Origin of the sequence: Sulfurospirillum barnesii SES-3, from assembly GCF_000265295.1 — a bacterium.
Lineage (GTDB): Bacteria > Campylobacterota > Campylobacteria > Campylobacterales > Sulfurospirillaceae > Sulfurospirillum > Sulfurospirillum barnesii.
This window is the reverse complement of record NC_018002.1, coordinates 425,870-443,143: the sequence shown is the minus strand read 5'-3', so window position 1 is coordinate 443,143 and position 17,274 is coordinate 425,870. Positions and strand designations below refer to the sequence as shown.

Sequence of the window (17,274 nt, the reverse complement as noted above, 5' to 3'; positions counted from 1 at the left end):
AGCCATATTAATTCCATGGATATTATACGTCTATTGGTTCTAAAAGTCTCTTTTGTATCAAAGCTTTTGCTTCATCCAAAGAAAGTTCATGCACATAAAAAGGGTCACTGTAATAAAAATCTAAGGTACAAAAAGGCTTTGGAATACAAAAACGATCCCAGCTTCTCATCTGCCATGACGAAGAGGGTTTGCAATGCATCGTAATAATAGGAACCTGTTTCATGCGAGCCAAAGCGGCCGCCCCATCGGCAACACTGTGCCTAGGACCACGTGGACCATCAGGCGTAATCCCAATATCACGCCCCATCTGAAGCGCTTTTAAAGCATAACGCAATGCCAAAATTCCTCCTTTAGAAGAACTCCCCCGAATCGTACCACCTCCAAATAAACGCATCAATTTTGCCACCAAATCACCATCAAAATGTTGACTCACGATGGTATCAATATGCACACGTTTAGAATACGACGTATAAGCCATCGCCGCCATTAAAAGTTCACCATGCCAAATAGCATAAATACTTGGCGTATGCGAACCATTAATACCAATATGAAATCTTTTTTTACATGTAAAGAAAAGTATTTTAACAAAGCAGTAAACCAATGGGGGGATACACCACACCAATACCTTACGTTTAAAGGATTTAGAGAACACGTTCGCCATACAAAGAGAGTCTCTTAGGATTCGTGATTTTTATGTTAATCGTTTGACCCAACAACTCCTCATCACCCTTGATTTGCACCAAGGCATTATTATCGGTTCGTCCTGCTAAAAAACCACTGTTGCGAAGTTCATCAATATAAACGGCATAAACCTTATCTCTTTTACGCTCAGAAATCTCATCTAAAATCTCATCTTGAAGACTTTGTAAGCGCTCCAAACGTTGTGCTGCAATCTCTACATCTACTTGATTGGTAAATTCTGCTGCTTTGGTAAGAGGACGAGGTGAATATTTAAATGCAAAAATTTGCTCAAATTTCACCTGACGAATGACATCCATCGTCTCTTCAAAATCAGCTTCACTCTCCCCTGGAAAACCAACGATAATATCCGTGCTAATCGAAACATCAGGAATCATCGCTCGAAGTTTTAAGGCTCTGTTTAGAAACCACTCTTTCGTGTAGCCCCGCTTCATTTGCGTTAAAATATGAGTGGAACCGCTTTGAAGTGGCATATGCATTGATTTGCATACTTTGGGATTGCTGGCAAATGTTTCAAGAAATTTATCATCCATATGCAAAGGATGCGGAGAAGTAAAACGAATCCGCTCTACCTCTTGAATCTCACTGACACGATTGAGTAAATCTGAAAAGTCCATTGTTTCATGGCTACTTGAACTAAAGCGTCTCCCATAGTTATTGACATTTTGACCGAGTAGAAAAATCTCTTTTGCACCCTTTTGAGCTGCTTTTTGTGCTTCTTTTACAATCAATTCAGAGGGAATTGAAATCTCATCACCTCTGGTATGAGGCACAATGCAGTAGGTGCATTGTTTATCACATCCAATAGAAATATTCACGTACGCTTTATAAAGATTATTACGATACTCTCCAAAAGCATAATCACTCTCGTCGTAGTCAATATCAACACTTAAAAATTTTTCCGTATTCACGGCTGTGGAAATTTTAGAGACGTTACGTGCGCCAATCACAAAATTTACATACGGCGCTCGCCTAAAAATCTCTTTGCCCAAATGACTTGCAGTACACCCACAAACGCCAATTTTTGCTCCCTCTTTTTTCTGAAGATTGTATTTGCCAATCTCAGAAAAAAGCTTACTGACAGGTTTTTCTCGTACACTACAGGTATTGACCAAAATAAGATCAGCCTCTTGCAGGTTACTTGTTATTACATAATTTTCTTTATCACCAAGTTCTGCAATAATGTGCTCCGAATCACGTACATTCATTGCACACCCTAAGGTTTCAATATAAAGCTTCTTTTCTTCTTTAATAGCCAAAATATCGCCTTATAAAATGTGTACTTCGTACATGTAATCACCCTCACCCAAACCGTACTTAATATCACGAAGGTAAACACTAAACCCTTTCGTTTCAAACAATTCGACTAAAGCAACAAGGTCTTTGTGAGAATTTTCTTTATCAAAATAGAAAATCTTCTGCCCCTCTTTTTCCATAATTTCAGTTATTTTCTCCAGCGTAATTGTCTTTGGTTTTCCATTGATTTCATTTCTTGCTAATTTAATTTCCATCGTGAACCTCTTTTCTATTCGAGAAAGTTATCGTATGTGTCAAAAATGCACAAAGATATATCGCGAAGTATACTTTTTTTTCAATAAATTCCTTATTAAGAGTGGAAAACAACGCTTCTTTAAAGAAAAAAGCAAGAAGATTTTGGCTATAATGATGCTCTTCACCTCGCAATCGTTCAAATTTCCATTTTATTTGATTTTTCATCATTGCGATTATCACACCATGATATAAAATATGTATCTTTATTAAGGAAACTTATGGAAAAAATTGTAGATATTATAGAATCTATTGCTCACGAAAAAGGGCTGGATATTAACGAAGTTCGCAACACCGTTACTCTAGCATTGGTAAAAACTGCTAAAAAAATTTATGGGGCAGAGTATGAATATGGCGCAGAAATTGACCCTGCCACGAAAGCACTTAAACTGTATCAAAAAGTCATTGTTGTAAGCCCTGAAGATGAGCGTTTGCTTGAAGGAAATGAAAATTTTATTGCCATTAAAGAAGCCAAAGAGGTAGACCCTGATGTTGAGCTTGGCGATGAACTGACCTATGAACTTCCTTTGGACAATCTAGGAAGAACCGCAGCAGCAACCCTCCAACGAGAGTTAGAGTACCATATTCAACGCTTATTGGAAAATAATATTTTTGATAAATACCAAAAATTGGTTGGCAAAACCGTCTTTGGAAGTGTTGTTAGAATTGATAACGATGAAAATACCTATATTGAAATTGATGAAATCAGAGCTGTATTGCCTCGTAAAAATCGTATTAAAGGTGAAAAATTTAAAGTTGGTAATGTCGTCAAATCTGTGATTCGTAAAGTCTTAATTGACAAATCACAAGGCATGTACGTAGAACTTTCACGCACTAGCCCAAAATTTTTAGAATCTCTTTTAGAGCTAGAAGTACCTGAAATTAAAGATGGTCTTATTAAGATTATGGGGAGTGCTCGTATTCCAGGGGATCGTGCTAAAATTTCTCTGATGTCATTGCACCCTAATGTTGATGCTGTTGGAGCAACCGTTGGAACCAAAGGCGTAAGAATTAATGCAGTGAGTAAAGAGTTACACAATGAAAATATTGACTGTATTGAGTTTTCCAGCATTCCTGAAATTTTTATTTCTCGTGCGCTCAGCCCTGCAATTATTTCTAATGTCAAAATTCAAAATGGTAAGGCATTGGTAACCCTTCCAAGTGACCAAAAGTCAAAAGCGATTGGCAAAAATGGGATTAACATCCGTCTGACCTCAATGCTTACAGGATTTGAGATTGAATTGATTGAATCGGGAAGTGCTTCGGCATCAACAGAAGCGTCTTCTGATGAACAATCTTCAGAGCGTGATCCTAACGCACTTAAAAACCTTTTTGGTGGTCTTTAATCTACCTTACATGTAAAGCAAAAAGCTTTACATGTAAACCCTTTTACTCTGTCTTATCTTTGACGTACGAAGCACCTTGATTGATCTTCTCTTTTGTCCATTCCGCACCATCTCGTGTATCTTTTTTAATGCCACCCCATGTAGCACATCCGCTAAAAAGTATCACACACATAATGGTTACTATATAATTCATACGGCTCTCCTTTTAAAATGTGGATTAAGTTTTGTTAACACCAAATCAGCAACTATATTACCGATCAAGGTTAAAAATGAAGAGATTATCAATATACCCATAATAACAGGATAATCTCGACTGAGTGCACTTTGATAAAATAAAAGTCCCATACCATTAATGGCAAAAATAGACTCTAAAATAACGCTTCCCCCAATAAGTCCTGGCAAAGAAAGCCCCAACATTGTAATAAGAGGCGGTGAGAGATTGGGAAGAATAAAGCGTATTAAAAGGTCTCTTCCCTCAATACCTCTGCTTTTTGCAAAAAAGATGTAGTCACTCTTTAAAATATTGAGTGTCAAACTTCTTACATACAATATCAAACTACCAAGGCCACCAAAGACCATCACAAAAATAGGCAACACTAAGTGCCACGCTGTATCTAGCATATAGCGCCAACCAACATAAGGCATTCCTTGAGAATGCAACCCAGAAATGGGAAAAATTTTCCACTCAACCGCAAAAAAAATGACCAACAACAAAGCAAGATAAAAAGAGGGCATCGCATAACTGATCAGGGCAAATTGTTTGAGTGTTTTATCATACAAGCTTGTTTGCCTCATCGCCGATTTTATACCCCAATAAAGCGCTAATACAAAGACACACACCATACTGATGATATTCATAAAAAGAGTAATAGGCAAGCGTGCTAAAATCTCATCCCGTACCAATTTTCCACTGGCAAAAGAGATACCAAAATCAAGGTGTAGGATTGCTTTAAACCAAGAGAAAAACTGCATCCATAAGGACTGATCCAGTCCATAAATAGCCTTGAGTTGCTCTAACGCTTCAGGGGTGATATTAGGATTTAATTCACCGCTGGCAAAAAAAGAGTTTGGAGCCAAATGAATCGCTCCAAAAGAAATCAGTGAAATCAGAGACAACATTAGCACTACATACGAAATTTTTTGTAGCACAAGCTTCATTGATTTCCTTATTTTTGCTTATCCCAAGCAAGAACGGTATGCCCCTCTTCATCTATCTCGTCCATACCCATACCCATAATATTGTACCCAGCATCCACATAATGAATTTCGCCACTTACCCCACTGGAGAGGTCGCTGAGCAAATACATACCACTGTTTCCAACTTCATCTGTTGTAACATTTTTACGAAGCGGAGCGTTGACTTCATTCCAATTTAAAATCATTCTAAAATCGCCTATACCACTTGCTGCTAAGGTTTTAATAGGCCCCGCACTAATCGCATTCACACGAATACCACGGCTTCCTAAATCAACCGCAAGATAGCGTACACACGACTCAAGTGCTGCTTTTGCTACACCCATTACATTGTAATGAGGAACATAACGAGGACCACCCAAATACGATAAGGTCAAGACAGAACCGTTATCGTTTAAAACAGGCAAACACGCACGTGTCAATGAAACCAGTGAATAAGCAGAGGTTCCAAGGGCAATGTCAAACGCCTCTTTTGTGGTATCAACAAACTTACCACTGAGTGCTTCTTTAGGAGCAAAGGCAACCGAATGAACGACAAAGTCAATCTTTCCAAAATCTTTTTCTAAAGAAGCAGTCAAGGCTTCCAAATGAGCTGGATTGTTAATATCAAGCTCATACACTTTATCGCAACCAAACTCCTCAGCAATAGGACGTACCCGTTTTTCTAACTGTTCATTTAAATACGTAAATGCCAATTCAGCACCTTGTTCCCTGCACGCCTTAGCAATACCATACGCAATCGATTTATTATTCGCAATTCCGACAATAAGCCCTTTTTTACCTTTCATAACCATTCCAAACGCTCCTCTTATTTTTTGACACTATCAGCAATGCGAATCATCTCGCAAAAGGCTTCTTCATTCCAACTTGCAGTCCCAACTAAAACGCCATCGCACGCCTTTACATGTAAAATAGATTCGATATTTTCTACTTTGACACTGCCCCCATATAACAGTGGTTTGGAAAGCTTTTCACGTAAGCGTTCTAAGACTTCTTTAATATCATCTAAATGTGCGCTCAGTCCTGTACCAATCGCCCAAACAGGCTCATACGCAATAATCAACTTCTCATAATGAACATCAATTCCCTCAAATTGCTCCCACAAATAGCTCATCACTGCATCAATGCCTTGCATGCGAACCTCAGCAGGTTCACCCACGCAGTAAATAATTTCTGCATCTCTGGCTTTTGCAAAATCATACTTTTGCGCAATCAACGCATGGGATTCTTTTAAAATATGACGACGTTCACTGTGCCCAATTAAAACGCTCTCAATCCCAAACTCTTCTAGCTGTTCAAAACCAATTTCTCCTGTAAAAGAGCCATTTTGCACAGGGTAAAAATTTTGCACACCGACTTTAAGATTTTTGACCTCATCAAAACGATTCAATGCGGTAAAAGGAGCAAAAATGCGAACTTCTTGCTCATTGTGTGTCTGCACAAGAAATGCCTGAACCGTTTTAATAAACACCTCTGCTGTGGCACGTGTGTAATTTGTTTTGAAATTTGAAGCAATCATCATGCTTATACATTCTCACTTTTTGCTAGGACTTTAACACCAGGAAGTTCTTTTCCTTCGATTAACTCTAAACTTGCTCCACCACCTGTAGAGATAAATGTCATCTCATCGGCATCCCCCGCACGTGCAACCACATCAGCGGTATCACCACCACCCACAACGGTTGTGGCATGCGCTTCTGCAATGACATGGGACATTTTAAAGCTTCCCTTAGAGAATTTTTCTAACTCAAACACACCCATTGGACCATTCCACAAAATGGTCTGGGCATCTGCTAGGGCTTCTCTAAAAAGACGAGAGGTTGCAGGTCCAATATCAAGCCCCATCCATCCTTTAGGAATCTCTTGAACAGTCACAAACTTAATGGTTGCATCTTGTGAGCAGGTTTGTGCCGCCACGACATCCACTGGCAAATAAATTTTAACGCCCAAACGCTTTGCTTCTTCCATCACACGATTGGCTTCATCAAGTAAATCATCTTCAACGATGGAATTTCCAATATCCAGCCCTTGCGCTTTTAAAAAGGTAAATGCCATACCCCCACCAATCACCAGTTTATCCACACGAGGCAATAAATTGACCAAAGCTTGAAGCTTACCACTCACTTTACTCCCACCCACAACGGCAACAAACGGACGTGTTGGGCGACGAAGTAAATTGCGTGAAAACTCTATCTCTTTCTGGAGCAAAAATCCAGCAGCCGATGTTTTTTCATTGAAATAGTGCGTAATCGCTTCAACCGATGCATGGGCTCTATGACACACACCAAACGCATCGTTAATGTACACATCCGCCATATCAGCTAACGCTTTAGCAAATGCTTCATCATTGCTCGTTTCGCCCTTATGAAAACGTAGATTTTCTAAGAGCAAAATTTCACCTGCTTGCAATGTGGCAGCCTTTTCTGTTGCATCTTTCCCAATAACATCAGAACTTAAAATCACCTCTTTATCCAAAAGACGTTTGAGTCGCATTTGAACAGGAGAGAGTGAATATTTTTCCTCCACAGCACCCTTAGGGCGACCTAAATGGCTTGCAAGAATAATAGAACAGCCATGGTCCAAACAGTAACGAATCGTAGGAATAGCGGAGCGTACACGTCTATCATCCGTAATATTAGTGAACTCATCTAAAGGGACATTAAAATCACAACGAATAAAAACTTTTTTTCCTGCAATATCAAGATCGCGAATCGAGCGAATCATGCCTTATCCTTTATTTGCTAATGTGCAATGCCATATCAACCAAACGGGTTGAATAGCCCCACTCATTGTCATACCATGCCATTACTTTAATCATATCACCACAAATCACTTGGGTTAAATCCACTGCAACAATGGAACTCCATGAAGTAGAGAGAAAATCTTGAGATACTCTTTGCTCAACATCCACTTCCAAAATACCTTTTAATGCGCCTTGTGCTTTTTCGCTCAAAATTGCATTGACCTCTTCTTTGGTGGTTGCTTTTTTTACTACGACATTTAAATCTACCATAGAAACATTCGGTGTTGGAACACGCACACTTTGACCGTGCAATCTGCCTTTTAAATGAGGCAAGACTAACCCAATCGCTTTGGCTGCACCTGTGGTCGTAGGAATCATATTAACCGCCGCCGCACGTGAACGACGTAAATCATTTTTACGGTGTTTTACATCTAAAATATTTTGATCATTGGTATAGGAGTGAACGGTTGTCATTAAGCCCTTGTCAATGCCAAACGCATCGTCTAAAATTTTTGCCACAGGTCCTAAACAGTTTGTGGTACAACTCGCATTTGAGATAATCGCTTGACCTGCGTATTTATCTTCATTTACCCCAATGACAAAAGTTGGAGTATCATCTTTTGCAGGTGCTGAGAGAATCACTTTTTTAATGCCATTATCAATAAAAACTTGTGTATCTTTTTGTGTTAAAAGTGCACCCGTACACTCCAAAACAACATCCACACCATAATCTGCAAAATTAAGCTCTTTTGGATCACGGGTAGAAAACATTTTAACTTTTGATTTTCCCATTTGCATATAATCATTCTCAAGCAACTCAACGTGCCCAGCGAAAACACCATGCACGCTGTCGTATTTAAGTAACTGTTTTGTGGTAGCACGATCTGCTGTATCGTTGACACATACCAACTCAACATCCTCTCTTGAATCAATAATTCTTGCAACGCATCTTCCAATGCGACCAAATCCATTTATAGCAATTTTGAGTGCCATAGGGTTTCCTTTTGATATAATAGTCGTTTTCATCCATTTGCTTTCACTAAAAAGCGAATCATTTTAGCAAAAATGATGTATAAAAAAGTTTAAAGTCCACGGAGACATCCATTGAACATTGCTATTTTTGGAGGTTCGTTCGACCCTCCGCATTCTGGGCATGAGTCCATCGTTACAAAAGCCCTTGAAGTCTTAGATATTGACAAATTATTAATTGTAACAACCTTTTTAAGCCCATTTAAAGATAGCTTTTGTGCCCCAGCCCCTTTGCGCCAAAGCTGGCTTGCAAAAATGTTTAAAGGCATGGAAAAAGTAGAAATTTTTTCCTATGAATGTGACCAAAAAAGGCAAGTTCCAACCATTGAAACCGTTTTACATGTAAAGAGTCTCTATCCAACAGCAAAGCTTTATCTCATTGTTGGTAGTGATTCGTATGCAAGCCTTCCTAAATGGAACCGTTATGAAGAGCTTTGTACACTTGTTGAATTTGTTGTCGCACCAAGAGGGGCATTTATACCGCCAAAAGACTTGAAAATTTTGCCAATTCATGTTAATATCAGCTCTTCAAAGCTACGCTCCTTTTTAGACAAACGCTTTATTCCAAAAGCCATCGAAAATGAAGTGATAGCCTTTTACACAAGGAATCCAATGGATAATAGAATTGAGAGAATTATCACGGCTTTAAGCGATAAAAAAGCAGAAGATATTCAAGTTTTTGATATGAGTGGCAAAGATTATTTTGTTAATACTGTTGTGATTGCAAGCACAATGGGTGAGCGACACGGGCTTTCACTCTTAGACCACCTTAAGACAGAACTTAAAGGTGCGGGTGAGAATTTCTTAAATGTAGACGCCGATGATAACTGGACGGTCATTGATATGGGAGACATGCTCATCCACCTTATGACACCACAATACCGCCAAAAATACAACTTAGAACTCTTCTTAAAAGAGAGAGAAGAAGAAATGAAAAAAATACGAGGCGTTGAGTAAATTCGTTTTAAAAAAACTCTTAGGCATTGCCTAAGAGTTTCCTCTTTACTTAGAGCTTAGCGTCAGGCTTTGGCGTTTTTGCAGTACTTTCAGGCAATTCTGGATAGACAATCGTAGGTTTTCTTCCTTTTAATGCCTTTAAGAAGGTTTCAATTTTTGCACTCTCTGCATCGCTAATACTAATACCAAGTTGTGTACTTCCCATCTCTTGAATGGCTTCTTTAAGTGTCCAAATGGCTCCATTGTGATAATACGGTGCTGTTTCGCTAATGTTTCGAAGCGTTGGGGTTTTAACCATACCATCTTTATCCCCTTGAAAGCCTCCTAAAGAAGCAAATTTATATTTTGCAGCAATTTGAAATGGTTGCATCGTGCCCCCTAAGGCAATACCGTTGTGACATGCAGCACATCCTTTATCCATAAAAACCTCTAAGCCCTCTTTTTCTGCTTTTGAAAGCGCATTCTCGTTCCCATTCATAAAATCATCAAAACGTGAGGGCGTAATAAGCGTTTTTTCAAATGTTGCGATCGTATCCGTAATTTTCTCGAAAGTAATTTTAACGCTATCACCGTAAGCAACTTTAAAAGCATTCACATATTCTGGAATAGAATTGATACGCTCTTCTACCAATTTTGGAGGTGCAGCCATCTCAGGACCTGCTTGAACGGGGCCTTGTGCTTGATCCGCTAAATGGGGACTTCTACCATCCCAAAATTGTGCTTTAAAGAAAACAGAGTTATAGACTGTTGGAGAGTTCAGGTGTGCTGGATTGGCTGTCCAACCATGTCCAATGGCTGCAGCAATGCCATCGACCCCACCCAAAGCTAAATTATGACAGGTATTACAGCTAATTAAGGAACTTTTTGACATTCTAGGGTCAAAGTAGAGTTTTTTGCCCAATTCTACCTTTGCATCTGTTATAGGATCTTTGGGGTCATCAATCAGTTTAAGAATCTCCAATTGACTCGTTGGAATGGCTTCAATGCCATTATCCTTTACCTTTTGAACCAAACTACTTGCACCAAAAACAACCGTTGCACTGAGTGCACAAAGACCAATAACCTTAGAAATTTGCATTTCTTCTCCTTTTTAAGATTGTAAGTCATTGTATGAATATTTATCTTAAATAGTAATTAATATTGTTTAGAATTAATTTTCATTTAGTTGTCTGTTACGTTTTGTTAATAGCATACTAAGCCATACTTTTATAAAATATTCTTTTACATGTAAAGGTTAATTTATGGAACGATTCAAAGATATTTTAAAAGCTAGCAATTTAAAATCAACCCATCAGCGTTTGGCTATTTTAGATTGCATTGAACGATTTGGGCATGTTGACATTGATACCCTTTACGAAAGTATTACACAAAAATACCCTACCATGTCTAAAGCCACCCTCTACCGCAACATTAATGATTTAATTTCTTTTCATATTTTAGAAGAAGTTAAGCTACCGCATCAAAAACAACAATACGAGATTAAGAAAGTTCCACACGTGCATCTTTTATGTTCACAATGTGGGAGTGTCGAAGATATATTTGTAGAAACAAAAGCTCTTTTAGAAACCATTTCTTCTCAAAGTGGATTTGAAATAAATAGTAGTTTTATCGTCATGAATGGCATTTGTAGACGATGTTCTGGTAAAAAATAAATACACATACACTAGATTACATCGTCTCTTTTCTTTATAGATATTCTTAAGCTCTCATTGCCTATACTCATGTTTCTCATAATTACATGTAAGGATTCTTTTGCCCTTCTTTAAAGCTGTGTTTATTCTTGGTCTCTTTAGTAGTTTACTCCTATCCGATTCACTCGATACGCTCCTAGAAGAGTATCAATCGACATCTGAAAACTCCTTGCAAACGGTCAATGAAAAAATTGGGCATGTCATCATTTATTCTCAAAAAGAAATTCGCCTTATGCAGTATCAAAAACTCAATGATATTTTAAAAGAATTACCCCTTTTTAACCTCAACACCAATCAATTTGGACTCACCAACTACTCTTTAACTGGTTCGAAGACAACCACCAGTGGCTTTTTCCGCTTTTTTATCAATGACCATGAAATTAGTTCAGGCTACGACCAATCCACTTCACTTTCTTGGGGTGATTTACCTTTAGATTTTGTCGACCACGTTGAAATTTATTATGGAGAGAGTTCTTTTTCCTTTGGCAATGAAACAGGAATCTATTTTGTTCGCATCTACACCAAATCCGCACGCAAAGAAGACGGCTCCGAACTGACAGGTTGGATTTCCTCTAAACAAGGCAATGCTCAAAGCATCACCCATTCACATATTTTTGAAAATGGCTGGTCTTATCTCTTCTTTGCCAATCAAGAAAAAATAAAAAAAACAAGCCATTACAACCATCAAAAACTCAATAGTAATGGCATAAAACACTATATTTACGCTGATGTAAGCAACGATACAGCCAAAATGAATTTAGCCTACACAGATGTTTCCAAAAACAACTACACAGGGCTTGCACTTGATGCTACGCCTAATGATGGGAAAAGCCTCTCAAAAGACTTTTTCTTCAACTACACACACTCTTTTCTTGAAGACCAATCCCTCAAAGCCAATTTTTCATTCGATATGAATGAGCGCAGTTATGAAGAAGTCAATGATCAAGGCATCAATATCACGCCCTTAATAGACCTTAGTATTCCAGGGAGTATTCCAAAAAACTTTCAAGAAGATTTACGGTTTATGAAAAGCAATGCGTATGTTTCAAAATCGTTTGAAAGTGATAAAAACGCCTTGATTCTAGCACTCAATGTGAAACATAAAACGTATGATGTTTTAAAAAGAAAAAGCACCAATTTCCTAAACCAAACAAATGAAATAGACCATTACAATAGCTTTAAACGAGAAACCATCTCTTCAGTGTTGCTTCAAGAGAGCTATCAGCTTAAAGAGGATTTCCTCATAGTTGCGAACGCAAAACTTGATTATTATGACCGCAATGCGTATCTCAAAGATAACGATGAAAAGCTTTTACGTATTGGTGCTATTTATACACCTACACCCCATTTTGGATTTAAAGCATTCTATACCCAAACAGCCCTAACACCTTCGTTTTATAACGTAGATTATGCAAAAAAGAACGCTGTCAATCTTAAATCTCAGCGCTACAATTTCTATACGCTTGAAGCGGTGTATACAGAGGGAAACTCAAAATTTGGTATTACCTTTGATCATGTAGAAATTGATGATTTTCTCTATCAAACGCCTATTGGTTTTGTTAATATAGACCATACCATAAAAACCGATGGGCTTATTTTTGATTATGAATACTCCTTCTCCAAACGAGACAAACTCCATCTGAACTACTACACATCCACACTAAGCGAACAAATCAATAATTCTACCAAAGGTGGATTTATCAAATTGATGGGCGGTTATCAAAAATTTGACTACTTTACTTCTCTTATTTATAGAAACGGTTATGATTATTTGGGACTTGATATTCCCGATAGTTTTGATGTCAGTTTAGGAGCAACGTATCATGTGACAAAAGATTTAAGTTACAGCCTTAAAGCTTCCAATATTTTAAACAAATCAACACAATCACTCTACTTTACCAATTTTGGAAGCAATGCTTTTACCCTAGATGATAACGATAGAAGCATCACTGTTTCATTTAAATGGGTCTTTTAATGAAAGCGCTTTACTTAAGTCTAATCATTGTGCATCTTTGCTATGCAGAACACTACACGTTTCTAGTCCAACCCTACAGTAAAGAAGTCGAGTTAGAAGCAAAAATTATTTATGAAATTGCTTCCGCCTCTTTAGAAGAGAACATTACACTCTTTATCCCCAATATCTCTAGCATGGAAGAGAAGGTCTATACAAACTATTTTACACTAACACAAGAGTGTGAAAAAGCCAATTTTATCTTTATCAATAAAGCCGAAGAGATGCCTCCTTGTCCTTCGACTAAAAAACGTCTCTTCTTTACCAATAATTACCGAAAACTGCTCTCCAACAAACATTTCTTTGGAGCACTTTTTTGGAATAAGAGTCGCCCCAATATTGTTTTTAGTCAAAAAAGACTTGAGGAAAAAGCTATTACGCTGCCTCAAAACTTTCACCAATTTATTGAGAGTTTCTAATGCGTCAAAATAGCTTTTACCTTTTCGCTCCTTTGGTGCTCATCGTATCTATTTTGCTTTCCATTTTCTTTGCCACAATACAACTTGAAAAGCGTATTGAGACAAAGATTTTTGAGATCTCTACATCAGATATTTTTTCAATCACGCATAACAACGCACGCACTATAGAAAACCTTTTAAAAGGGAATGCTAGCTATCCAGAAGCCTTAAAAAAATACCATTTTCTCCAAAAAAGAGTTGAAGAGCATTTAAATGTTTTAGTGACCCCACATGTCAAATATGCTTACCTTCTTTACCGAGATGAACGCGGCATTTTTCGTTTTTTAGGCGATGCTTCTTTTGAAGAAGAGAAGTCCTTTCTTGATCAAAAATTTGATGTAGAGGGACCTGAATGGCTGGAGATTTATACTACAAAAGAACCTCTTGTTATTCGCCATACCCTCTTGCAGCAACTCTCTATTAGCTATTTAATCCCCATCTTAAATCACGGTGAAGTAGAGCTAATTTTGGCGATTGATTTTTCTATCAATAAAATTCAAGAAATTAATCATATTATTCAAACCATTCAAAATGGTATTTTTGGAATCATGGGCGTTATTGCACTTGTCCTTATCTTTGTTATTATTCAAACCAAGCGGTTTAGTTCCATTAAAAAGAGTGCTTTTACAGACAAACTTACCAGTGTTTACAATCGCAACTACCTTCAAAAATATGAATCTCTCATCAACCTCAATGAATATGTTATAGCAGCGTTGGATATTGATTATTTTAAGAAAATAAACGACACTTATGGTCATGCTGTGGGAGATAAAGTTTTAACGCAAATTGGCCATACTCTTTTGCAAACCATTCGTAAGGACAATGACATTGTTATTCGTTATGGAGGAGAAGAATTTTTAATTTTGGCTAAAATTGATAAAAATGCCAATCATCTTATTGCCCTTAATGTCATTGAGCGTATTTTTAACGCCATTCAAAAGACTGCCTTTAGTATTTCCGAAGAAGCTTCTATACAGATTACTATTTCCGTGGGGGTCAATCTCTTCCCCCATCAAGCAAAAGACTTTCAAGAGGCGTTTAAATACGCAGATATAGCGCTCTACCATGCAAAACATAGTGGAAGAAACTGTATCAAACTTTACGATGAAACACTCAAGACCTAGCCTATGCTAACGCTTTTTTAATCGTTACATGTAACGATTAAAACCACCCTTGTATCTTGATGTTTTTTTCCAATTCGTCTTCCAAAACATCGTCCAACGCATGTAAAAAATCAAATCCACTTTTATCTTCGATTGTATCAATACTAACTAAAAAGGATTCAAGTGGCGTATTGGCTTTTGCATTTTGTGGGACAAGAAATGCTAAGGTTTTAATCGCTCCTCCCTTGTCAATCCCCACATAAATTTTATAAAAAGCATCTGGAATTTCAACAAAATAAGAGTGCTTTAGCCTCTTAGGGGAGGAATTAAAAAGAGGGCCTGTATAAACCCATAATGTTTCAAATTGTGGCGCAAACATCTCAAGCTCCATGGCTTCCAAACGTTGCCAAACTTTTTGGTTTAGAAGAGGTTTTTGAGGTGTGATGTTACTCATTAAAAAGGTCTCTTCTTGAGCATGCTTACCGTACTGCTGTGCTATTGCTCTATTAGGTGCCATATGCCCTCTATCGTACCCACTATTCGTATAATCTGAGGAATGAATGAGACCAAAGTTTCGCCAATCAGACGTGAAGCTCTCTGGGCGCTTTAAATGAGGTGTATTTTCTTTAGCAGGGTTTAATGCGTAAACAACCCACAAAGGGTTGCCTTTAAGATCCGAATAGCCAACCATATAGGCTTGATTGCGAAAAATGCGTGTAACGGTGGAAACTGTATGGTGTGTTGCTTGAGGGATGCCTTGAAAAGACATACGCTCTCGTGCAAAAAAAACTTCATACGTATACGAAAGCCCTCCTAGAAGGAGAGCAATTAAAAATAGTTTTGGATATTTGATAAAAAGGCTAAGAAGCGAAAAAAATGTCTGCGATTTTCTCACAAAAAAACTCTACATTCTCTCTTTTGCGCTGATGCCTATAAGTTGCATACCTACACGAAGCGATAAAGCGACCACAGCAAACAATTTTAACAATTTTGCTTCATCATCACTTCCAACCACACGGTTTTCATTGTAAAATTTATGCAATGAAGCGGCAAGATTTTTAAGGTATTCTGTTACTTTTTGAACCTGTCTTGAATGAAACGCATCTTCTAAAACTTCTGGCAATAAAAGCGCACTAAAGAGTAAGTTTTGAGCCTCTTCACTCATCCCTTCTAGGGTAACATTTTCTACATCAGCAATGCTTTTTCCTGCTTTTGCAAAAATTTGATTAATACGAGCATGGGCATAATTGATATAAAAAATAGGATTGTTACTATCTTCTTGTTTAAAAACATCCACATCAAATTCAAGATGTGTATCTGATTTTTTGCTTAAAAATACAAAACGTAAAGCATCACTTCCTACTTCGCTAACCACGTCGCTCATCAAAATAAAATTACCCGCACGCTTACTCATTTTATAAGGCTCACCACCTTTTAAAAGAGAAACCATTTGAGCAAGTAATACTTCTAGTTTTGATTCATCATAGCCTAAAAAATTAATCGCAGCCTTCACTCTTGTGATGTAGCCATGATGATCAGCACCCCAAATATTAATATACTTGTCATAATGTCGTTGAAATTTATTGTCGTGGTAAATAATATCGCCCGCTAAATAGGTAGGTCTACCATCTTCACGCACAACCACACGATCTTTTTCATCGCCTAGTTCTGTAGAGCGAATCCAAATTTTACCACCCTCTTCATAGGTTTTATCATGTTTTTGCAGTTTAGTAAAACTCTCATCCCATTTATCATACAACGATTTTTCACTGACAAACTGCTCGAAATAAATACCCACATCCGCTAGATTAGACTTAATAAGCTCCAACATCTTATCTTTGCCCCATGTAGAGAGCAACGTGATATTTGCTTCATCTTCAAAAACAGAGCTTCCCAGTTCAGCTTTAGCTACATGCGCTAAATCAACAATGTACTCACCACGATAAAACTCTTCTGGCCAATTTACATGTAAGCCTAAAATATTTTCACGGCCAGCAAGGTAGATAGAAAGACCTAATAAATCAACCTGATTTCCCGCATCGTTAACATAATACTCTGTGGTAATGTGATACCCTAAATGTTTTCCAATACGAGCAAGTGCATCCCCAATGACAGCACCTCTTGCATGTCCAATGTGTAAAGGACCTGTTGGATTGGCACTGACATACTCAAGCAAGATTGATTCATGATTTTCATCTTTTCCAAAAAGAGACTCATTTTGAATCGCCCACGTAGCATATTGGTCTAAAAAACGCTCACTGAGTTTAAAATTGATATAGCCTTTTATAGGGGTAACTTCTTGAAATACATCACCCGTTTGAAAAAGTGAACACATCTCCTCCGCAATGGCAATAGGAGATTTTTTTAACTCCTTTGCCAGTGAGAAAGCAATAGGCGTAGCGTAGTGGCCAAAGGAGAGATTCGCAGGTTTTTCTAAAACAAATTCTCTGTTTAACGTTTCTGAAATAGCACGAACAACCGATTTTTTCAATACG

18 protein-coding genes are annotated in these 17,274 nt (G+C 37.8%); 6 read left to right on the top strand and 12 right to left on the bottom strand.

The window, feature by feature from the left end:
* Positions 1 to 22 precede the first annotated feature (22 nt).
* Genes SULBA_RS02370 through SULBA_RS02360 form a run of 3 tightly spaced genes read right to left on the bottom strand, consistent with a single transcriptional unit; the run spans position 23 to position 2,210 of the window.
* Complete coding sequence (locus SULBA_RS02370) at positions 23 to 619, bottom strand: lysophospholipid acyltransferase family protein (RefSeq protein WP_245391430.1); 597 nt, start codon at positions 617 to 619, stop codon at positions 23 to 25.
* A 22-nt stretch (positions 620 to 641) separates the two neighbouring features.
* On the bottom strand, positions 642 to 1,958 hold the full coding sequence (gene miaB, locus SULBA_RS02365) for a tRNA (N6-isopentenyl adenosine(37)-C2)-methylthiotransferase MiaB (protein ID WP_014768672.1): 1,317 nt from the start codon (positions 1,956 to 1,958) through the stop codon (positions 642 to 644).
* Between the two features lie 9 nt (positions 1,959 to 1,967).
* Positions 1,968 to 2,210 carry an HP0268 family nuclease gene (locus tag SULBA_RS02360; RefSeq protein WP_014768671.1) on the bottom strand — a complete coding sequence of 81 codons (243 nt, stop codon included), beginning with the start codon at positions 2,208 to 2,210 and terminating at the stop codon, positions 1,968 to 1,970.
* Positions 2,211 to 2,468: 258 nt separating this feature from the next.
* On the opposite strand from SULBA_RS02360, the gene nusA reads away from it, so the two are divergent.
* A complete protein-coding gene (nusA, locus tag SULBA_RS02350; RefSeq protein WP_014768670.1) occupies positions 2,469 to 3,593 on the top strand; it encodes a transcription termination factor NusA in 1,125 nt (374 codons plus the stop codon).
* A gap of 43 nt (positions 3,594 to 3,636) precedes the next feature.
* On the opposite strand, the gene SULBA_RS13005 is transcribed toward nusA, so the two are convergent.
* Genes SULBA_RS13005 through gap form a run of 6 tightly spaced genes read right to left on the bottom strand, consistent with a single transcriptional unit; the run spans position 3,637 to position 8,523 of the window.
* On the bottom strand, positions 3,637 to 3,786 hold the full coding sequence (locus SULBA_RS13005) for a hypothetical protein (protein ID WP_014768669.1): 150 nt from the start codon (positions 3,784 to 3,786) through the stop codon (positions 3,637 to 3,639).
* Positions 3,783 to 4,751 carry an ABC transporter permease gene (locus SULBA_RS02345; protein WP_014768668.1) on the bottom strand — a complete coding sequence of 323 codons (969 nt, stop codon included), beginning with the start codon at positions 4,749 to 4,751 and terminating at the stop codon, positions 3,783 to 3,785. The genes SULBA_RS13005 and SULBA_RS02345 overlap by 4 nt, the downstream gene beginning before the upstream one ends.
* Before the next feature lie 8 nt (positions 4,752 to 4,759).
* On the bottom strand, positions 4,760 to 5,581 hold the full coding sequence (gene fabI, locus SULBA_RS02340; protein ID WP_014768667.1) for an enoyl-ACP reductase FabI: 822 nt from the start codon (positions 5,579 to 5,581) through the stop codon (positions 4,760 to 4,762).
* Positions 5,582 to 5,595: 14 nt separating this feature from the next.
* On the bottom strand, positions 5,596 to 6,309 hold the full coding sequence (locus SULBA_RS02335; RefSeq protein ID WP_014768666.1) for a triose-phosphate isomerase: 714 nt from the start codon (positions 6,307 to 6,309) through the stop codon (positions 5,596 to 5,598).
* 2 nt (positions 6,310 to 6,311) lie between these two features.
* Positions 6,312 to 7,511, bottom strand: a complete 1,200-nt coding sequence (locus SULBA_RS02330) for a phosphoglycerate kinase (protein ID WP_014768665.1) — start codon at positions 7,509 to 7,511, stop codon at positions 6,312 to 6,314.
* A gap of 10 nt (positions 7,512 to 7,521) precedes the next feature.
* Entirely contained in the window at positions 7,522 to 8,523 is a 1,002-nt protein-coding gene (gap, locus tag SULBA_RS02325) for a type I glyceraldehyde-3-phosphate dehydrogenase (RefSeq protein ID WP_014768664.1), read from the bottom strand.
* Between the two features lie 111 nt (positions 8,524 to 8,634).
* Between gap and nadD the strand changes: the two genes are divergently transcribed.
* Positions 8,635 to 9,516 (top strand): nicotinate (nicotinamide) nucleotide adenylyltransferase, encoded by an 882-nt coding sequence (nadD, locus tag SULBA_RS02320; RefSeq protein WP_014768663.1) that lies wholly within the window; start codon positions 8,635 to 8,637, stop codon positions 9,514 to 9,516.
* Between the two features lie 49 nt (positions 9,517 to 9,565).
* On the opposite strand, the gene SULBA_RS02315 is transcribed toward nadD, so the two are convergent.
* Positions 9,566 to 10,594, bottom strand: a complete 1,029-nt coding sequence (locus SULBA_RS02315; RefSeq protein WP_014768662.1) for a cytochrome-c peroxidase — start codon at positions 10,592 to 10,594, stop codon at positions 9,566 to 9,568.
* A gap of 163 nt (positions 10,595 to 10,757) precedes the next feature.
* On the opposite strand from SULBA_RS02315, the gene SULBA_RS02310 reads away from it, so the two are divergent.
* The 4 genes from SULBA_RS02310 (at position 10,758) to SULBA_RS02295 (ending at position 14,800) form a co-directional block, all read left to right on the top strand.
* Entirely contained in the window at positions 10,758 to 11,168 is a 411-nt protein-coding gene (locus tag SULBA_RS02310) for a Fur family transcriptional regulator (RefSeq protein ID WP_014768661.1), read from the top strand.
* Positions 11,169 to 11,268: 100 nt separating this feature from the next.
* Positions 11,269 to 13,182 (top strand): TonB-dependent receptor plug domain-containing protein, encoded by a 1,914-nt coding sequence (locus SULBA_RS02305; protein WP_014768660.1) that lies wholly within the window; start codon positions 11,269 to 11,271, stop codon positions 13,180 to 13,182.
* Complete coding sequence (locus tag SULBA_RS02300) at positions 13,182 to 13,637, top strand: hypothetical protein (protein WP_014768659.1); 456 nt, start codon at positions 13,182 to 13,184, stop codon at positions 13,635 to 13,637. Before SULBA_RS02305 ends, SULBA_RS02300 begins: the two co-directional genes overlap by 1 nt.
* Positions 13,637 to 14,800, top strand: a complete 1,164-nt coding sequence (locus tag SULBA_RS02295; protein ID WP_014768658.1) for a GGDEF domain-containing protein — start codon at positions 13,637 to 13,639, stop codon at positions 14,798 to 14,800. The genes SULBA_RS02300 and SULBA_RS02295 overlap by 1 nt, the downstream gene beginning before the upstream one ends.
* 37 nt (positions 14,801 to 14,837) lie before the next feature.
* On the opposite strand, the gene SULBA_RS02290 is transcribed toward SULBA_RS02295, so the two are convergent.
* A complete protein-coding gene (locus SULBA_RS02290; RefSeq protein ID WP_014768657.1) occupies positions 14,838 to 15,674 on the bottom strand; it encodes a DNA/RNA non-specific endonuclease in 837 nt (278 codons plus the stop codon).
* Positions 15,675 to 15,683: 9 nt separating this feature from the next.
* Positions 15,684 to 17,270, bottom strand: a complete 1,587-nt coding sequence (gene argS / locus SULBA_RS02285; RefSeq protein ID WP_014768656.1) for an arginine--tRNA ligase — start codon at positions 17,268 to 17,270, stop codon at positions 15,684 to 15,686.
* Positions 17,271 to 17,274: the final 4 nt, after the last annotated feature.